We start from the raw sequence: 15,114 nt of genomic DNA, 5'->3' as shown, positions 1-15,114 counted from the left end.
GCTTCAGTTTACGTTTTCGAGCGTACGGGGGGCGGTGTCCGCGGCCGGTGTGGCCGACCTGCGTACGGCCCTGGACGGCCACCAGTTGGCCTCTCCGAGCAGCAGCATCAAGGCCGGCAGGATCAGCATCCGGATCACGAAGGCGTCCAGCAGGACGGCGACCGCGAGGCTGAAACCGATCTGCTTCATCTCGATCAGGTGCAGGGCCGCGAAGCTCGCGAACACGGTCACCATGACCACGGCGGCACTGGTGACCACCCCGGCGGAGCTGCCGATCCCGTCGAGCACCGCCTTGCGCGTCGGCGTGCCGTTCAGGGCGGCCTCCCGGACCCGGCTGATCACGAACACCTGGTAGTCCATCGACAGGCCGAAGAGGATGACGAAGAGGAACAGCGGCACCCGGGAGCCGATCGTGCCGGTGGAGGTGAAGTCGAGCAGTCCCTGCGCCCAGGTGTGCTGGAAGACGAGGACCAGTACGCCCAGCGAGGCGGCGGCCGACAGCAGGTTGAGCAGGATGCCGACCAGACCCAGGACCAGGGAGCGGAACGCCCAGACCGTCATCACGAAGGTCACCAGCAGCAGCGCCCCGATGATCAGCGGCAGCTTCTCCTCCTGGTGGGTCGGGTAGTCGGTGTAGCGGGCGACGTCACCGGTCACCGCGGTCTCGGCGCCGGCGACCTTGCCGACGGTGGCGGGTACGTACGTGTCGCGGATGTCGGCGAGCGAGGACTGCGCCTGCTCGGTGTGCACGTAGTACGGCACCTGGATCTGGAGCATGCTGATCCGCTTGTCCGGGGAGACGGACAGCTGCGGCGTGCCGGTCATCCGCGGGTCGCCCTCGACCTCCTTGGCGAGGTCCCGCAGCGCGGCGGTCACCTCGGGCGAGCGGTCGGCGTCGGCGCGCACCACGACCTGGTGCATCGACTTCAGCTCCGGGAAGGCCGCGTTGAGGCGGTCGAAGGTCTGCATGGCGGTGATGGAGCGCGAGTGGGTCTCCCGGCCCATGTCGGTCAGCTTCATGCCGAGCACCGGGGCGGCGAGGGCGAGCATCGCGACGACCGTGACGGTCAGCGCGGCGACGGGGTGCTTCGCCACGGGGCGCAGTACGGCCGCGGTGACCCGGCCCGTACCCGTCCTGGGCTGCTTCTTCGGCTTCACCGACTTGCCGCGCGCGGCGGCGCGTTCCGCCTTGCGGACGGCCCGGCGCTCCGCCCGCTGGGCCAGCTTGGCGAGCAGCGCGGGCAGCACGGTCAGGGAGCTGATCACGGCGACCAGGGTGACGACGATGGCGCCCACGGCGATCGAGGAGAAGATGACGTCGTCGGCGAGGAAGAGGGTGGCGCTGGAGATGGCGACGGCGAACCCGGACAGGACGACGGCCCGGCCCGAGGTGGCCGCGGCGAGTTCCACGACCGCCTGCGGGGTGAGCCGCCCGCCGGCCTTGGCACGCTCCTCACGCTCCCGCTTGAGATAGAAGAGCGTGTAGTCGACGCCCACGGCCAGCCCGATCAGCAGGATGACGTTGGTGCCGACGCCGGCGTCCGGGAAGACGTGCGAGGCGACCATCGACAGGCCGACGGCGGCGGCGATCGAGGTGAGCGCGAGCAGCAGCGGTACGAGGGCCATCACCAGGGAGCTGAAGACCAGCAGCAGGGTGATCAGTGTGACCGGCAGGGCGATGACCTCGGTGCGGGACAGGTCGTCACCGCGGAGTTTCTCGACGCCCTTGCTGATCGAGGGGGATCCGGTCTCCTCGACCCTCAGGCCGGGGTTGGCCTTCTGCACGGCGGCGGTCTGCGCGAGCAGCGGGTCGACATGCTTCTTGCCGTCCAGCTCGGGGCCGTTCATGGTGATGTCGACGCGGACCGCGCTGTCGTCGGCGGCCCGGACCGGGTCGGCCACCGACCGCACCTCGGGCAGCTTGCCCATCCGCGCGGCGATGTCCTTCGCGGCGGCGGCGGCGAGGTCGAGGCGGCCGGTGCCGGCCGGGGCGGAGATCAGGACGCGCTCCACGGGGCGCTGCTGGAGTCCGCCCTCGGCGGCGATGGCCTCGGCGCGGCCGGCCTCGCCGACCCGGTAGTCCTCCGTGGTGGCCTGGTTGGTGCCGGCCGCGATACCGACGCCGAGGCACAGGACCACGAACACGAGCCATCCGATCATGGCGCGCCAGGGGTGTCCGGCGCTCCAACGTGCCATGCGTACAGGGAGATTCGTCATGCCATCCATGCTGGTCGCGGGGGGCATGGGGCCGACAGCGGCGACCGGTTGAACTTCGGGTCCACCGGTCGGTGGACCCCCCTGGCCCCCTCTGGCCCCCTTGTGCGCGGGCGTGCGGACGGCCCCCGGCCGAGGCGTCCGCACGCCTCGGCCGGGGGCCGTCGGTGCACCGGGGCGGGGGATCCCCGGTGCGTGGGAGGTGGATCAGAAGGTCAGTGTGTGGAACACCGTCACCTCTCCGGCCAGTTCCTGGCAGCTCTGGGCCGCCGCCGCGAGCCGGGCGGGGTGGTCGGGGGCCGTGCCGTCGAGGAGGATGCCGAGGGTGGTGCCGCTGTGGGCGACGGCCACGCCGAGGCCGCCCACGTCCTCGCAGATGCGGATCATCGCGTCCAACTGCCGCTTGTGGCGCAGGACCTGGTTCATCCGGGCGCTGGCGGTCGCGACCCGGCCGACCTCGGCGAGGTCGGCGCGGGCGATGGCGTGGGTGACGCGTTCCAGAAGCCGCGCGTACCGGAGTCTGTCACGTTCGGTGAACGGCTTGGGGATGGCGTTGAAGGCGACGGTGTCCACCGAGCCGCCCTCGTCGATGGCGACCACCGTCATCGACGGCAGCGTCCCCAGGCTGGCGCGCAGCCGCACGCTGCGGTGGTGGAACGCGACGATCGCGGGGTACATCACGCCGTCGGTCGGCTCGATCCGGGCGAGATACGACTCGATGCGGTGGGCCGGCATCGGTTCGTCGAGGGCGTTGGCCACGGCCCGCGCGGTGGCGACCAGGTCCGCGGAGGAGCTGGCGAGGCCCTTGCCTTCGGGGAGGGTGCCCTCGATCCGCAGCACGCCGCCCGCGCCCCCGGCGTCTTCCATGATCATGGAGGTGAGCCGGAGGGCCTTCTTCTTGTGCGGTGGGAAGACGGACAACTCATGGGAGTCCCAGTCGAGTTCGAAGCGTGCCATGGCCCAGCGGGCGACCGGCAGGGTGACCAGGAAGTTGCCGTCCTCCCCCGGTGGGACCTCGTCCTGGGGCAGGACCCCTTGCAGCAGCTCGCCGAAGGTGCCGAAGGCGGTACTGACCCCGGTGGCGGCCACCCGGCGGTAACCGGTGGGCCCCGCGGTAGCCGTGCCCGTCGCTGTCGTCGTGATCACCTGTTCTCCCCGCTCTCCTCGTGCACCTCGTGAAACTCGTGCACCTCGTGAAACTCGTGCTGCTCGTGCGCCGGCGCGCAGGCCGCCCGCACCAGTGCCGCGGTCCGAGTCGGCCGGGTGCTGACGAAGTAGTGGCCACCCTGGTCGAGTTCGTGCAGCGCGACCCGGTCGGACAGGGCCCGCCAGGCGCCGTACGTGCGTTGCGCGCCGTGGGTGCCGGCGTCGTCGTGGGCCACCACCACGTCGACCGGCGCGGTCACCCGGTAACGGTGGGGGTGTCTGCGGGCACGAATCAACTCGCGGTGGGCCGCGTCGACATCGTGGCGGTAGGCGCGGTCGGCGATGCGGGCACGCTCCGGCTGGAACACGTCCAGCTCGACGTACGCGTTGTCGGCCCGCATCCGGCCGAGCAGGGTCCGCCGGTCGGCCGCCGCGACGCGCTCGGACTCGGCGCGCAGCTCCGCGCTGCTCTTGAGGAGTTGGGCGCCGACGAAGATCCGCTCGACGGACCGGCCCGCCTCCTGAAGGAGCCGCGCGGTCGCCAGCGCGGCGGCCGATCCCGTGCAGTGCCCCCACAGCAGCACCGGTGTCGTGACGTGCGCGAGGATCTCGTCCCGGGCCCAGGCGGCGAGGTCGGGCACGTCCTGGAGCGGCTCGTCCTCGGCGGCGAAGTCATGGCCGGGCAGCTCGGCGGCGAGCACGGCGATGCCCTCCTGCTCCAACTCGGCCGCCAGGGCCCGGAAGTTGACCGCGTTGCCACCGGCGTAGGGGAAGCAGACCAGGGTGTGGTGCGGGTTGCGCACGGTCAGCAGGGGGTGCAGCAGCCGTTGCCGGGCGGCCGGGCGGGGCTCACCGTGCCGCCGGGCGGCCAGGACGCCCGCCAGATCGGCGAGGCGCGGGTGGGCGACCAGTTCCCGGATCGACACCTGCCGGTCGAGCCGGGCCACGAGCCGTACGGCGGCGAGCGAGGTGCCGCCCAGCGCGAAGAAGCTGTCACCTCTGCCGATGCGTTGCAGGGGCAGGCCCAGGACCTCGGCCCACGCCATCGCGAGCCGCCGCTCGACGGGCCCGTCCGGTGCCGTGTGCGCGGTGCCGCCGTGACCGAGGGTGCCCGCGAGCGCGACCAGGGCCGACTTGTCGACCTTGCCGTTCTCGGTGAGGGGGAGCCGGGCCAGGCGGTAGAGGCGGTCGGGCAGCATGTAGTCGGGCAGCAGCGCCGCGAGGAAGTCCCGGGCGCGCGCGACCAGGTCGGGGTCCGGGTCGGGTGAGGGGTCGGCGGTGACGAAGGCGGCGAGGTTGCGTGGTTCGCCCGCGGCTCCGTCGATGACGACCGCGGCCTCGCGCACCCCCGGCATGGTCAGCAACCGGTGCTCGATCTCACCGAGTTCGATGCGGAAGCCGCGGATCTTGACCTGTTCGTCGTGGCGTCCCAGGTACTCCAGGCGTCCGCCGGGCAGCCAGCGCCCGAAGTCGCCGGTTCGGTACATCCGGGTGCCGGCCCGGAAGGGGTCGGGGACGAAGGACTGGCGGGTGCGTTCCTCGTCGTTGATGTAGCCGCGGCCCACGCACACTCCCGAGAACGCGATCTCCCCGACGGAGCCGAGCGGGACGAGCTCCAGGTTCTCGTTCAGGACGTAGGTGTTGACGTTGCGCAGGGAACGTCCGAGGGGGACGGCACCGTCGTCCGGCACGGCCTCCATGACCTGGTGCATGGTGTCGTCGCAGACCTCGGTGGCGCCGTACGCGTTGACGAGCCGCACCCCGGGGAAGGCGGCGAACCAGCGCCGCACCAGCTCGGGCGGGAGCACGTCCCCGGTGACCGACATCGTGTGCAGGGTGTCCGGTGTGCGCGGCCCGCTCTCCACGTGCCGCAACAGGGCGTCGAGGTAGGCCGGGACGGTCTGCGCCACCGTGACGCCGCCGCCGTCCATCTCCGCGAGGAACCCCTCCGGGTCGAGCAGCACCTCGGTGTCCACGATGCGGGTGGCGGCTCCGGCCAGCAGGGGCGCCGCGAACTGCCACAGGGAGATGTCGAAGCCCTGGGAGGCGGTCTGCGCCACGACCTGCCCGGCCCCCTCCCCGAGGCCCATGTCGTCGATCTTCGCGAGGAGATGGTTGAGCAGCCCCGCGTGCTCGCACAGGACGCCCTTGGGCGTGCCGGTGGAGCCGGAGGTGAAGAAGATGTACGCCCCCTGCTCCGGGGAGAGGAGGACGGCCGGCGGGTGGGCCGGACCTTCCGCGTCCAGGATCCGCGGCACGGACAGGATCGCGGGCCCGCGGTCGAGCCCGGCGGACGCCTCGCGGGCGGACGCCTCGCCGACCGGGTCGGTCAGCACCGCCGCGCAGACGGCCGCCTCCAGTTGGAGCGCCATTCGGTCGACGGGCAGGTCGGGCGGCATCGGCAGATAGACCGCGCCGGCCTTGAGAACGCCGAGGGCGGCAGCGATCCAGTCCAGTGAGCGTTCCATGACCACGGCGACGGCGTCCTCGGTGCCGACGCCCGCGGCGGCCAGCGCGTGCGCGACCCGGTTGGCGCGGTCGTCGAGTTCCCGGTAGGTCCGGGTGAGGTCCCCGTGGGCGGCGGCGGGCGCGTCGGGGGCCCGCCGCACCCGCTCCTGGAACAGGTCGACGAAGGTCGCCTCCGGCAGCTCCGCCCGCGCTCCCGCCAGTCCGTACAGCTGGGTCTGCCGCTCCTGCGGCGACAGCAGGCTCTGCCGGTCGTGCCGGGCCTCCGGGTCGGCGACGAGCAGGCGCAGCGCGGCGAGGTGGTACTGGGTGAGGCGGTCGGCGTACGAGTCGTCGACGCGGGCGGTGTCGTAGGAGCAGTGCAGTTCCAGCCCCCCGTCCGCGTCCCGCTGCCAGACGGCGTGCAGGACCGTTCCGTCGGCTCTGCGCACCGGGCCGGTCCCCGCCGGGGTGAGGCCGGACAGGTCCACGGTCAGCTCGGGGCGGGCGTCGGGGTGGTGGGCCACCGGGGTGCGGGCGATCGCCGTCACGAGGTCGGCCCAGGAGCCGTCGGCCACCGTGGCCCGCAGGGCGAGCGGGGGGCAGCCGATGAGCACCTCGCGGTCGGAGGTGATCAGGGCGAGCACACGCGCGTGCACCGCGAGCAACAGGTCGGGCAGGGACAGGCCCCGTTCCCGCGCGGTGCGCTCCAGGTCCCGCGTCAGGTCGGCCGGCAGCGCGACGGTCCTCACCCCGATCGCCTCCGCGCCGGTGTGCCAGCGGGGGATCCTGCTGAAGTCGGTGTCGGTGGTCATCTGCTCGCCACTCCCTCCGGTACGGGTTCCGCCTCGACGTCCACGGCGATCAGCTCCACGGCCGCGCGGGCCCCTTCGGCCGCGTCGCGGGCGTCGGGGCCGGTGGCCACCACACAGCCGAGGCGGTCCTGGAACGAGTGGGTGATCCTCACGGGCCGGCCGACGGCGGTGTGCGCCACGGCGGCCACCACTCCGGGCGCGGCGGCCGCGGCAGCGAGCCCGCGCACGGCCGCGACCCGCCCCTCGCGCCCCGCCGTCACGAAGCGCACGGCGGCGTGTCCTGCCGCCGGTCCCGGCGCGGCCGGTGCCTGTCCGGCGGCCCGGGCGACGACGGCGTCCACGAGGTCGACGCCGGTGGCGGCGCGTACGGCGACCGGGATCATGCCGCCGGCCAGCCGGGGGTTGACCTCGATGACCACGGGCCCCTGCGCGGACCGGCGCAGTTCGGTGTGGGCGGCGCCCCAGCCGAGGCCCAGGGCGCGCACCGCGTGCAGGGCGGTCCGGCCGAGCTCGGCCGCGGTGGCGTCCGGTACCGGGGCGGGCACGTCATGGCCGGTCTCCACGAAGTACGGCCGTGGACCGACGTGTTTGGCGACGACGGCGACGACCGTGCCGTCGAGGGTCTCCACGGAGTACTCGGGTCCCTCGACGGCGGCCTCGACGAGGATGCGGCGCGGGGCCTGCGCGCCGCGTTCGTCGGTGGTGCGGGCGAGCAGCTCGGCCGCCCAGCGGCGGGTCTCGTCCCGGTCGTGGCACATCCGTACGCCGACCGAGCCGGAGCCGCTCACCGGTTTGAGGACGACGGGGTGGCCGATCAGGTCCGCCGCGCGGACGGCCGCCTCGATGTCACCGGCCGTCTCGAAGCGGGGTACGGGCACTCCGGCGGCGAGGTGGTCGGCGCGTTGCAGGTCCTTGGCGCGGCAGCGGGCGACGGCTTCGCCGTCGGGGCCGGGCAGTCCGTACCCGGCGGCGGCGCGGGCCGCGGCCGCCACGAAGTACTCGGAGCTGGAGGTGATCCCCGCGAGCCCGCCGTCCGCGACGAGCCGGCCGCAGGCCGCGTGGACGGCCTCGGGGTCGCCGGTGTCCAGGACGCGGGTGTCGATGCCGTCCGCGGCTGCGTACGGATAGCGGGCGGGGTCGCGGGCGAGCAGGACGGGGCGCAGACCGCGGGCCCGCGCCGCGGCGCAGAACTCCCGTCCGGTGCCGGTGGTGTTGCTCTCCAGGAAGGCGAGCCACTTCCGCGTCGTCACGCCCGCCTTGCCCGTCATGCCGGTTCTCCCGATCCGTGCCGCGCCAGGACCGTCGCCGTCTCCGCCGCCAGCAGTTCCCCGGCCTCCAGCAACCGGCGCCGATGGGCGGCGAGTTGGTCGGCGTGTTCCGTCAGGCGGGAGCGGAGTTCGCCGACGGCCTTGCCGCACTCCCCCGGGCCGCCGCCCCGGTCGAGGTCGCCGACCACGTCACCCGGTGCGGGCGAGGTGCCGGCCACGTCGAGTTCCGGCTCTCCCGCCTCGACGGCCGCGCGGACCGCGGCGCCCACCACATGGTGCGCGGTGCGGAAGGGGACGCCCTGGGCGACCATGCGGTTGGCGATCACCGTCGCCGTCACGAAGCCCTCCCGCGCCCGCTGTTCCATCCGGGCGGCGACCGGCCGGGCCCCCGACACGAGCACCTGGCCGAGCAACACCGCGTCGCGCAGGGCGTCGAACGCCGGCCAGGCCGCGTCGACCGCCTCCGTGCCGACCTCGATGGAGTTGGTGAACGGCGTCGACTTCATCGCGGCCGCCGCCGCGGTCCACGCCCCGACGGCCACGGCTGCCTTCGCCTTGACGTGTTCGAGCAGGAACGCGTTGCGCTTCTGCGGCATGGCCGAGCTGCCGCCGACCAGCCTCTCGGGGAACACCACGAACCCGAACTCCTGGGTGCTCCACAGCTGGAGGTCGGTCGCGAGCCGGCTCAGGGTCACCGCGGCGGAGGCCGCGCAGGCGACCGCGCGCAGCACGCTGTCCCGTGCCGCCACCGCGTCCAGGGCGTGCAGCGGCGGCCGGGTGAAGCCGAGCAGTTGCGCGGTGCGTTCCGGATTGATGGGCAGGTCGGTGCCGGCCACGGCGCCGGCGCCCAGGGGGCAGCGGTCCAGTTCGTCGAGCGAGTGCAGCAGGGCGGCCAGGTCCCGGTCGAGGGCGGCGGCGACGCCGGCCAGGTAGTAGCCGTAGGTGACCGGCATGGCGGGCTGGAAGTGGGTGTAGACGGGCATGACGACATCGGCGTGCGCCCGGGCCCGGGCCAGCAGGATGCCTTGCTGGCGCAGCAACTGGCTGGTCAGGTCCAGGAGTTCGTCGCGCAGCCGCATCGCTGTCACAGTGGCCTTGATGTCGTTGCGGGAGCGGGCGGTGTGCAGCTTCCCGCCGACGTCGGCGCCGAGTTCGCGGGTCAGGTGACCCTCGTACATCAGGTACGTCCCACGCGGCGCGTCCAGTCCGTACAGCTCCCGGAACCCGTCGGCCCGCAGCCGCCGCACCCGGTCGAGGAGGGCCGCGGCGACCGGCCCCGGCAGCAGTCCGGTCTCGGTGAGCATCACGATGTGCGCGAGGTCGACGGTGGTGGTCCGCTCCAGTTCGCGGCGGACGGCCTCGGGGCCCTGGTCGCCGTAGACGACGCGGCGGGTGCGGGGGGCGAGGGTGCGGGTGAGACGTCCGGTGTCGCGTACGTCCGTCCGCGCGGCGCCGCTCATGACAGGGCTCCTTCCGTCGCCGCGGCGGCCGTGCGGGACCGCGGGACCGCGCCCGGTACGTCGCCGTACTCCCGGCGGCCCCAGGCGAAGCGGGCCCAGCGGTCGCCGGCCGTGTCGGGGCCGGGCACGGGGTAGGGCTCGGCGGGGCGGTCGCCGGGCAGATGGCCGCCTGCGCGCAGCCAGGCGTCGTCGTAGACGGTGGCCTGGTAGCGGTAGCCCTCGTCCGGGAGCATCACCACGCAGGTCCGGTCGGGGTTGCGGTCGGCCCACCATGTGGCGACCAGGTAGGCGGCGCCACTGGTCGGGCCCTGGAACAGGGCGTGCTCGGCGTGGAGTTCGCGGGTGCTGAGGTAGGCCTCGCCGGCCGAGGTCCAGTGGATCTCGTCGAAGGCGCTGTGGTCGAGGTTGCCCGGCCACAGGCTGTTGCCCAGGCCGCGCAGCTCGCGCGAGCCGTCGGGCTGGCCGAACAGCACGCTGCGGTGGGTGTCGACGCCGATGGCCCTGGTGTGCGGGGTGCGCTCACGCAGGCCGCGCACGGTGCCGCACATGGAACCGCCGGAGCCCACCGGGCCCACCAGGCAGTCCACCCGGCCGAGCGCGCGGTGCAGGAAGTCGGCGACGACACCGTACGACGTGGGGTTGTCGGGGTTGTCGTACTGCTCCGGGCAGAAGGTGTCGGGCAGCTCGGCGCGGATCTCGGCCAGGCGGTTCAGTCGCGCCGTCTGGTAGCCGCCGACGGGGGCGGGCTCGCGGCAGATCTCCACGGTGGCGCCGAGGTCGGTGAGCCGCCGGTACAGGTTGATGTCGATGGCCGGGTCGCTGACCAGGATCAGCTTGCGCCGCATCAGCGCGGCCTGCATGGCCAGGGCGAGCCCGAAGGTGCCCGAGGTCGTTTCGACGATCACCGTGTCGCGCTCCAGCTCGCCGCGCTCCTCGGCCCGCTGCAGGATGTAGTGGGCGGGCAGCAGCTTCATCAGCGTGAAGACAGCGCCGTACAGGCGGGGGCCGATCTTGACCAGGCGAGGCATCAGCTGCGCCTCGGTGATCGAGCCGTACGGGGACGTCACCGGCATGGAGACTCCTGAGGATCGAGTGTGGGTCGAGGCGGACGCCCGGAGCCCGGGCCCGATGCCTGCTCGGCCATGTTCCTGGTCCGGCCTGACAGACCACTGACACATGCGGCGTCAGTGCTCCGTCAGTGCCGGCTGCGATCATCACGGCGGGCACAGCCGACCGACCGCCGCGGAACTTGCCGCGGGACCGAACCCTGGGGGCAGCATGCTGTGGACGCAGTGCGTCGATCCGAAGCCGTTCGCCGAGCGGCGGCTGGTCTGCTTTCCGCACGCGGGCGGGTCGCCGTACTTCTTCCGGGGCTGGGAGAAGGCACTGGGCGGGGTCGAGGTGCACGCGGTGTGCTATCCGGGGCGCGCCGAGCGGATCGCGGAGCCGTGCGCCACCGACCTGACGGCGGTGGCCCGGCGGATCGCCGAGGAGCTCCTCACCGCCTCGGACGGCCGGCCCACGGCCCTGTTCGGGCACAGCATGGGGGCGACCGTCGCCTTCGAGGTGGCGTGCGCGCTGGCGGACGCCGGGGTCCCGGCGAGCCGGCTGATCGTCTCCGGTGCCCGCGCCCCGCATCTGATGGTCCCGGACGCCGCCGTCACCTGGGACGACGCGTCCGTCGCCCGGACGCTGGTCGAACTGGGCGGCACGGACCCGGAGTTGCTGCGCAACAAGGCCTTCGTGCAGCTGGTGATGCCGTACATAGGCGCCGACTTCCGCATGCTCGCCGCCTACGCGGGCAGCCCCGGGCGCCAGGTGGACTGCCCGCTCACCGCGCTCGTCGGCGCGACGGACCCACGGGTGCCGCGGGCGCAGGCGGCGGCCTGGGAGGAGTCCACCCGGGGGCCGTTCCGGCTGCATGTGGTGCCCGGCGGGCACTTCTATCTCGCCGACGAGCCGCCGTTCGGGATCGTCGAGGAGGCGCTGCGGCCGCTCACCGCGCCCGGCCCCGGTCCCGGTACAACTCCGCGAGCTGGAACGCCAGATCGAGGGACTGCGTGTGATTGAGCCGGGGGTCGCAGGCCGTCTCGTAGCGGTACGGCAGGTCCTCGGCGAGCAGTGAACCGCTGCCGCCCAGGCACTCCGTGACGTCGTCCCCGGTGAGCTCGACGTGGATGCCGCCCGGGTGGGAGCCGAGCGCCCGGTGCACCTCCACGAACCCGCGCACCTCGTCGAGGACGTCGTCGAAGCGCCGGGTCTTGTGCCCGCTGGGCGCGGTGGTGGTGTTGCCGTGCATGGGATCGCTGACCCAGCACACCTGCGCTCCCTCGGCGTTGACCTTCTCCACCAGGGCGGGCAGCACGTCGCGCACCCGGTCCGCGCCGGCCCGCACCACCAAGGTCAGCCGGCCGGGCTCGCGGGCGGGGTCGAGCCGGTCGAGAAGGCCGAGTACGTCGTCGCTGGCGGTGTTCGGGCCGAGTTTCACCGCGATCGGGTTGGCGATCCGGGAGAAGAACTCGACGTGCGCGCCGTCCAGTTGGCGGGTGCGTTCGCCGATCCACAGCAGATGGCCGCTGGCGGCGTAGGCGCGGCCCGACTCCGGGTCGGTGCGCACCAGGGCCGACTCGTAGTCGAGCAGCAGTCCCTCGTGGCTGACGTGGAACTCCGCCGTGGCGAGGTCCCGGGTGTCGACGCCGCAGGCCCGCATGAAGTCGAGGCTGCGGCCGATCTCGTCGGCGACCTCCTCGTAGCGCTCGCCGGCGCCCGAGCCGGCCACGAACCCCTGGTTCCACGCGTGTACTTGGCGCAGGTCGGCGAAGCCCCCGGTGGTCAGCGAGCGGATCAGGTTGAGCGTCCCTGCCGACGCCTCGTACATCCGGCGCAGCCGCTCCGGGTCCGGTGTGCGGGCCGCCTCGTCGAAGCCGGGTCCGTTGACGGCGTCGCCCCGGTAGGACGGCAGGGCCATGCCGTCGCGCTCCTCGACGGGGCTCGACCGCGGCTTGGCGTACTGCCCCGCCATCCGGCCGACCTTGACGACCGGGAGGGCGGTGGCGTGGCTCAGCACGACCGCCATCTGCAGCAGCGTCCTGAGCTTGCGCCGGACCGCGTCGGCGGTGACGTCGGCGAAGGTCTCCGCGCAGTCCCCGCCCTGGAGCAGGATCGCCTCGCCTCGCGCCACCTCCGCCATCCGCAGACGCAGCTGGTCGCACTCCCCGCCGAGGACCAGCGGCGGCCGCGCGGCGAGGGCGGCGGTGACCCGGTCCAGTTCGCGTGTGTCGGGCCACTCGGGCTGCTGCGCGGCGGGTAACGCGCGCCAGGAATCCGTGGAATTCCCTTCTTCTGTTGCCATGTCCGCCCTCCCTTGGTGAATACCGAATGCCGAAAGCACGCTCACTACACAGCCCGGCACTCCACCTGGTCAAGCAATTCCCCAATGGACCGCACCCGAGCCCGACAACTGGTCTGGCACCGCCCCGCCGCCATTGCTTCACTCGTGCCAGGAACCTAATTCCTCGGGAAAAAGGGGGCGTTCACCTTGCCGGACATCCTGACGGACCTGGAAACGACCGACACGGCCGACACGGCCGACACGATCGACGTCCGGGTCACGGCCGCCGAACTCGCACGGCACGATCCACTGGAACTGTTCACACGGCTGCGGGACCGCCTCCCCGACGGGGAGGTCTTCCTCCTGGAGAGCCTGTCGGCCGACGGCGAGGGCGACCGGCACGGTACGGCCGTCGTCGGCTTCGGCAGACTCGCCGAGATCCGGGTCTACGACGGTCACCTGGACGTCGAGGGCGAACCGCCCCTCGCCGCAGCCCTGGCCAGGGCCACCGGCCTGCCCGCCGAACCGTCGCCCGCGCCCGGTGTCCACCGGCTGGGGTTCACGGCGCCCGATCGGCTGTGGGCGGCACTCGGCGCCGTACAGCGCCTGTTCCGCCCGACGGGCGACCTGCCCGCCGACGGATACGCCTTCGGTTTCCTCGCCTCCTTCGCCTACGAGTCCGCCTGGCACATGGAGACCCTGCCGCCCCGGACCAAGGAGACGCGCGGCCCCGACATCACCCTCGCCCTGTTCCGGGACACGGTCCGCTACGACGCCGGGGGCGGACCGGTGCGTCGGCTGCGCGCCGGGAGCCAGTTGTTCGGGGAGGCCGTGTCCGGCGTGGACGTGGCGGCCCTCGCCCAGGAGGCAGCCCGGGTCACCGCGGCCGGCGCCGTCCCCGAGGCGCCCGCGCCCGTGTCGGTGCGGGACAGCGTCAGCCGTGAGACCTTCCTGGAGTGGGCCGGCCGCTGCCTGGAGCACATCCGGGTCGGCGACCTCTACCAGATCCAGGTCGGCCACCGCATCGACGTACAGACCACGCTCGGGCCCGCCGACGTCTACCGCAGACTGCGCGGCCGCAACCCCTCTCCGTACATGTACCTGATGCCGCGCGCGGACCGCACGCTGATCGGCGCGAGCCCCGAGCTGTTCTTCCGTATCGAGGACGGTGTCGAGGACGGTTCGGAGGGCGCCGAGATCGTCATGCGCCCGATCGCGGGCACCACCCGCCGGGGCCCCGACGAGGAGGAGAACCGGCGACGGATCAAGGAGATGCGGGAGAGCAGCAAGGAGCAGGCCGAGCACATCATGCTCGTCGACCTGTGCCGCAACGACATCGGCCGGGTCAGCCACCCCAGCACCCGGCCCGTGGAGCGGCTGATGGAGGTGGAGGCGTTCTCGCACGTCTTCCACCTGGTGTCGACGGTCTCCGGCCGCTTGGAGAAGGGGGTGGACGTGTGGCAGGCGGTGCGGGCGACGTTCCCGGCCGGAACGATGACCGGGGCGCCCAAGGTGCGGGCCATGGAGATCGTCGACGGCCTGGAACGGGAGGGCCGGGGCGGCTACGCGGGCGCGGTGGGGCTGGTGGACGTGCGCGGCTGGAGCGAGCTCGCGCTGTGCATCCGCACCGTCGAATACGACGGGCAGACCTACTCCACGCAGAGTTCCGCGGGCTTCGTCGCCCAGTCGGAACCGGAGGCCGAATGGCGCGAGACGCTGGCGAAGATGGGGGCGGCCTACTGGGCGCTCACCGGTGAGGAGTTGCAGTCATGACCGGGAAGCGAGTGCTTCTGGTGGACGCGTACGACAGCTTCGTCCACATCATCGACCAGTATCTGCGCACGCTCGGGGCGCGCACGGAGGTCGTACGGTCGCTGACCCGTACGCCCGAGCGGCTCGCCGCACGGGAGCCGGACGCCGTGGTCCTCGGCCCGGGGCCGGGACATCCCGCCGACTCCGGACACGTGGAGCTGGTCCACGAGTTCGCCGGGCGGGTTCCGCTCCTCGGGGTCTGCCTGGGGCACCAGGCCATCGGGCTCGCCTACGGCGGCCGGATCGAGGTCGCCGAGCAGGTGATGCACGGCAGGACCAGCACCGTGCGGCACGACGGCACCGGGCTGTTCCAGGGGCTCGGCCACACGCTGGAGGCCACCCGCTACCACTCGCTGCTGGTGGCCGACCCGCTGCCACCGGCGCTGGTGCGGACGGCCGTCGCCACGGACCACGGCTATGTGATGGGGCTGCGGCACCGGTCGCTGCCGGTGGAGGGCGTGCAGTTCCACCCCGAGAGCGTCATGACCACCGGTGGCCTGACGATGCTGGAGAACTTCCTGGCCATGACGCCACCGACCCCGCGGGCCCCTCGGACCCGGCAGACCGCGCCGACCCCTCGGACCGCGACGCGCGCGGCCGGCTGAGGGCCGCCGCCACCTCCC

At 73.2% G+C, this 15,114-nt stretch carries 10 protein-coding genes; 3 read left to right on the top strand and 7 right to left on the bottom strand.

The genetic code is table 11. The features are described 5' to 3' along the window. Positions 1-3: 3 nt before the first annotated feature. From AQJ27_RS20435 to AQJ27_RS20410, 6 genes are all read right to left on the bottom strand, one after another. Positions 4-2,217, bottom strand: a complete 2,214-nt coding sequence (locus tag AQJ27_RS20435; RefSeq protein WP_067370814.1) for an MMPL family transporter — start codon at positions 2,215-2,217, stop codon at positions 4-6. 204 nt (positions 2,218-2,421) lie between these two features. Continuing rightward, positions 2,422-3,360, bottom strand: coding sequence for a GHMP family kinase ATP-binding protein (locus AQJ27_RS20430; protein ID WP_235613548.1), 939 nt, complete (start codon positions 3,358-3,360; stop codon positions 2,422-2,424). Beyond that, entirely contained in the window at positions 3,357-6,620 is a 3,264-nt protein-coding gene (locus AQJ27_RS20425) for a non-ribosomal peptide synthetase (RefSeq protein ID WP_067370812.1), read from the bottom strand. The genes AQJ27_RS20430 and AQJ27_RS20425 overlap by 4 nt, the downstream gene beginning before the upstream one ends. Next, a complete protein-coding gene (locus tag AQJ27_RS20420) occupies positions 6,617-7,888 on the bottom strand; it encodes an ATP-grasp domain-containing protein (protein WP_067370809.1) in 1,272 nt (423 codons plus the stop codon). Before AQJ27_RS20420 ends, AQJ27_RS20425 begins: the two co-directional genes overlap by 4 nt. Continuing rightward, positions 7,885-9,348: an argininosuccinate lyase gene (argH, locus tag AQJ27_RS20415; RefSeq protein ID WP_067370807.1), complete on the bottom strand. Its 1,464-nt coding sequence runs from the start codon at positions 9,346-9,348 to the stop codon at positions 7,885-7,887. Before argH ends, AQJ27_RS20420 begins: the two co-directional genes overlap by 4 nt. Beyond that, entirely contained in the window at positions 9,345-10,421 is a 1,077-nt protein-coding gene (locus AQJ27_RS20410) for a cysteine synthase family protein (RefSeq protein ID WP_079065114.1), read from the bottom strand. The genes argH and AQJ27_RS20410 overlap by 4 nt, the downstream gene beginning before the upstream one ends. Before the next feature lie 205 nt (positions 10,422-10,626). Here AQJ27_RS20410 and AQJ27_RS20405 point away from each other — a divergent pair, with 205 nt between their 5' ends. Beyond that, complete coding sequence (locus AQJ27_RS20405) at positions 10,627-11,418, top strand: thioesterase II family protein (RefSeq protein WP_067370805.1); 792 nt, start codon at positions 10,627-10,629, stop codon at positions 11,416-11,418. Here AQJ27_RS20405 and AQJ27_RS20400 read toward each other — a convergent pair. Next, positions 11,345-12,700, bottom strand: coding sequence for a class II 3-deoxy-7-phosphoheptulonate synthase (locus AQJ27_RS20400; protein ID WP_067370803.1), 1,356 nt, complete (start codon positions 12,698-12,700; stop codon positions 11,345-11,347). The genes AQJ27_RS20405 and AQJ27_RS20400 overlap by 74 nt on opposite strands. Positions 12,701-12,886: 186 nt before the next feature. Between AQJ27_RS20400 and AQJ27_RS20395 the strand changes: the two genes are divergently transcribed. Both AQJ27_RS20395 and AQJ27_RS58710 read left to right on the top strand, forming a co-directional pair. Beyond that, positions 12,887-14,452 (top strand): anthranilate synthase component I family protein, encoded by a 1,566-nt coding sequence (locus AQJ27_RS20395; RefSeq protein ID WP_235613549.1) that lies wholly within the window; start codon positions 12,887-12,889, stop codon positions 14,450-14,452. Then, complete coding sequence (locus tag AQJ27_RS58710) at positions 14,449-15,096, top strand: anthranilate synthase component II (protein ID WP_079065113.1); 648 nt, start codon at positions 14,449-14,451, stop codon at positions 15,094-15,096. Before AQJ27_RS20395 ends, AQJ27_RS58710 begins: the two co-directional genes overlap by 4 nt. The last annotated feature ends 18 nt before the right edge of the window (positions 15,097-15,114 follow it).

This window comes from Streptomyces olivochromogenes (assembly GCF_001514115.1).
GTDB lineage: Bacteria > Actinomycetota > Actinomycetes > Streptomycetales > Streptomycetaceae > Streptomyces > Streptomyces olivochromogenes.
This window is presented reverse-complemented; position numbering and strand designations above follow the sequence as displayed.

Excerpts from the sequence above, each read along its gene's own strand:
- argH (WP_067370807.1), bottom strand. The coding sequence starts at position 9,348 with ATGAGCGGCGCCGCGCGGACGGACGTACGCGACACCGGACGTCTCACC.
- AQJ27_RS20420 (WP_067370809.1), bottom strand. The coding sequence starts at position 7,888 with ATGACGGGCAAGGCGGGCGTGACGACGCGGAAGTGGCTCGCCTTCCTG.
- AQJ27_RS20425 (WP_067370812.1), bottom strand. The coding sequence starts at position 6,620 with ATGACCACCGACACCGACTTCAGCAGGATCCCCCGCTGGCACACCGGC.
- AQJ27_RS20410 (WP_079065114.1), bottom strand. The coding sequence starts at position 10,421 with ATGCCGGTGACGTCCCCGTACGGCTCGATCACCGAGGCGCAGCTGATG.
- AQJ27_RS58710 (WP_079065113.1), top strand. The coding sequence starts at position 14,449 with ATGACCGGGAAGCGAGTGCTTCTGGTGGACGCGTACGACAGCTTCGTC.
- AQJ27_RS20435 (WP_067370814.1), bottom strand. The coding sequence starts at position 2,217 with ATGACGAATCTCCCTGTACGCATGGCACGTTGGAGCGCCGGACACCCC.
- AQJ27_RS20400 (WP_067370803.1), bottom strand. The coding sequence starts at position 12,700 with ATGGCAACAGAAGAAGGGAATTCCACGGATTCCTGGCGCGCGTTACCC.
- AQJ27_RS20405 (WP_067370805.1), top strand. The coding sequence starts at position 10,627 with ATGCTGTGGACGCAGTGCGTCGATCCGAAGCCGTTCGCCGAGCGGCGG.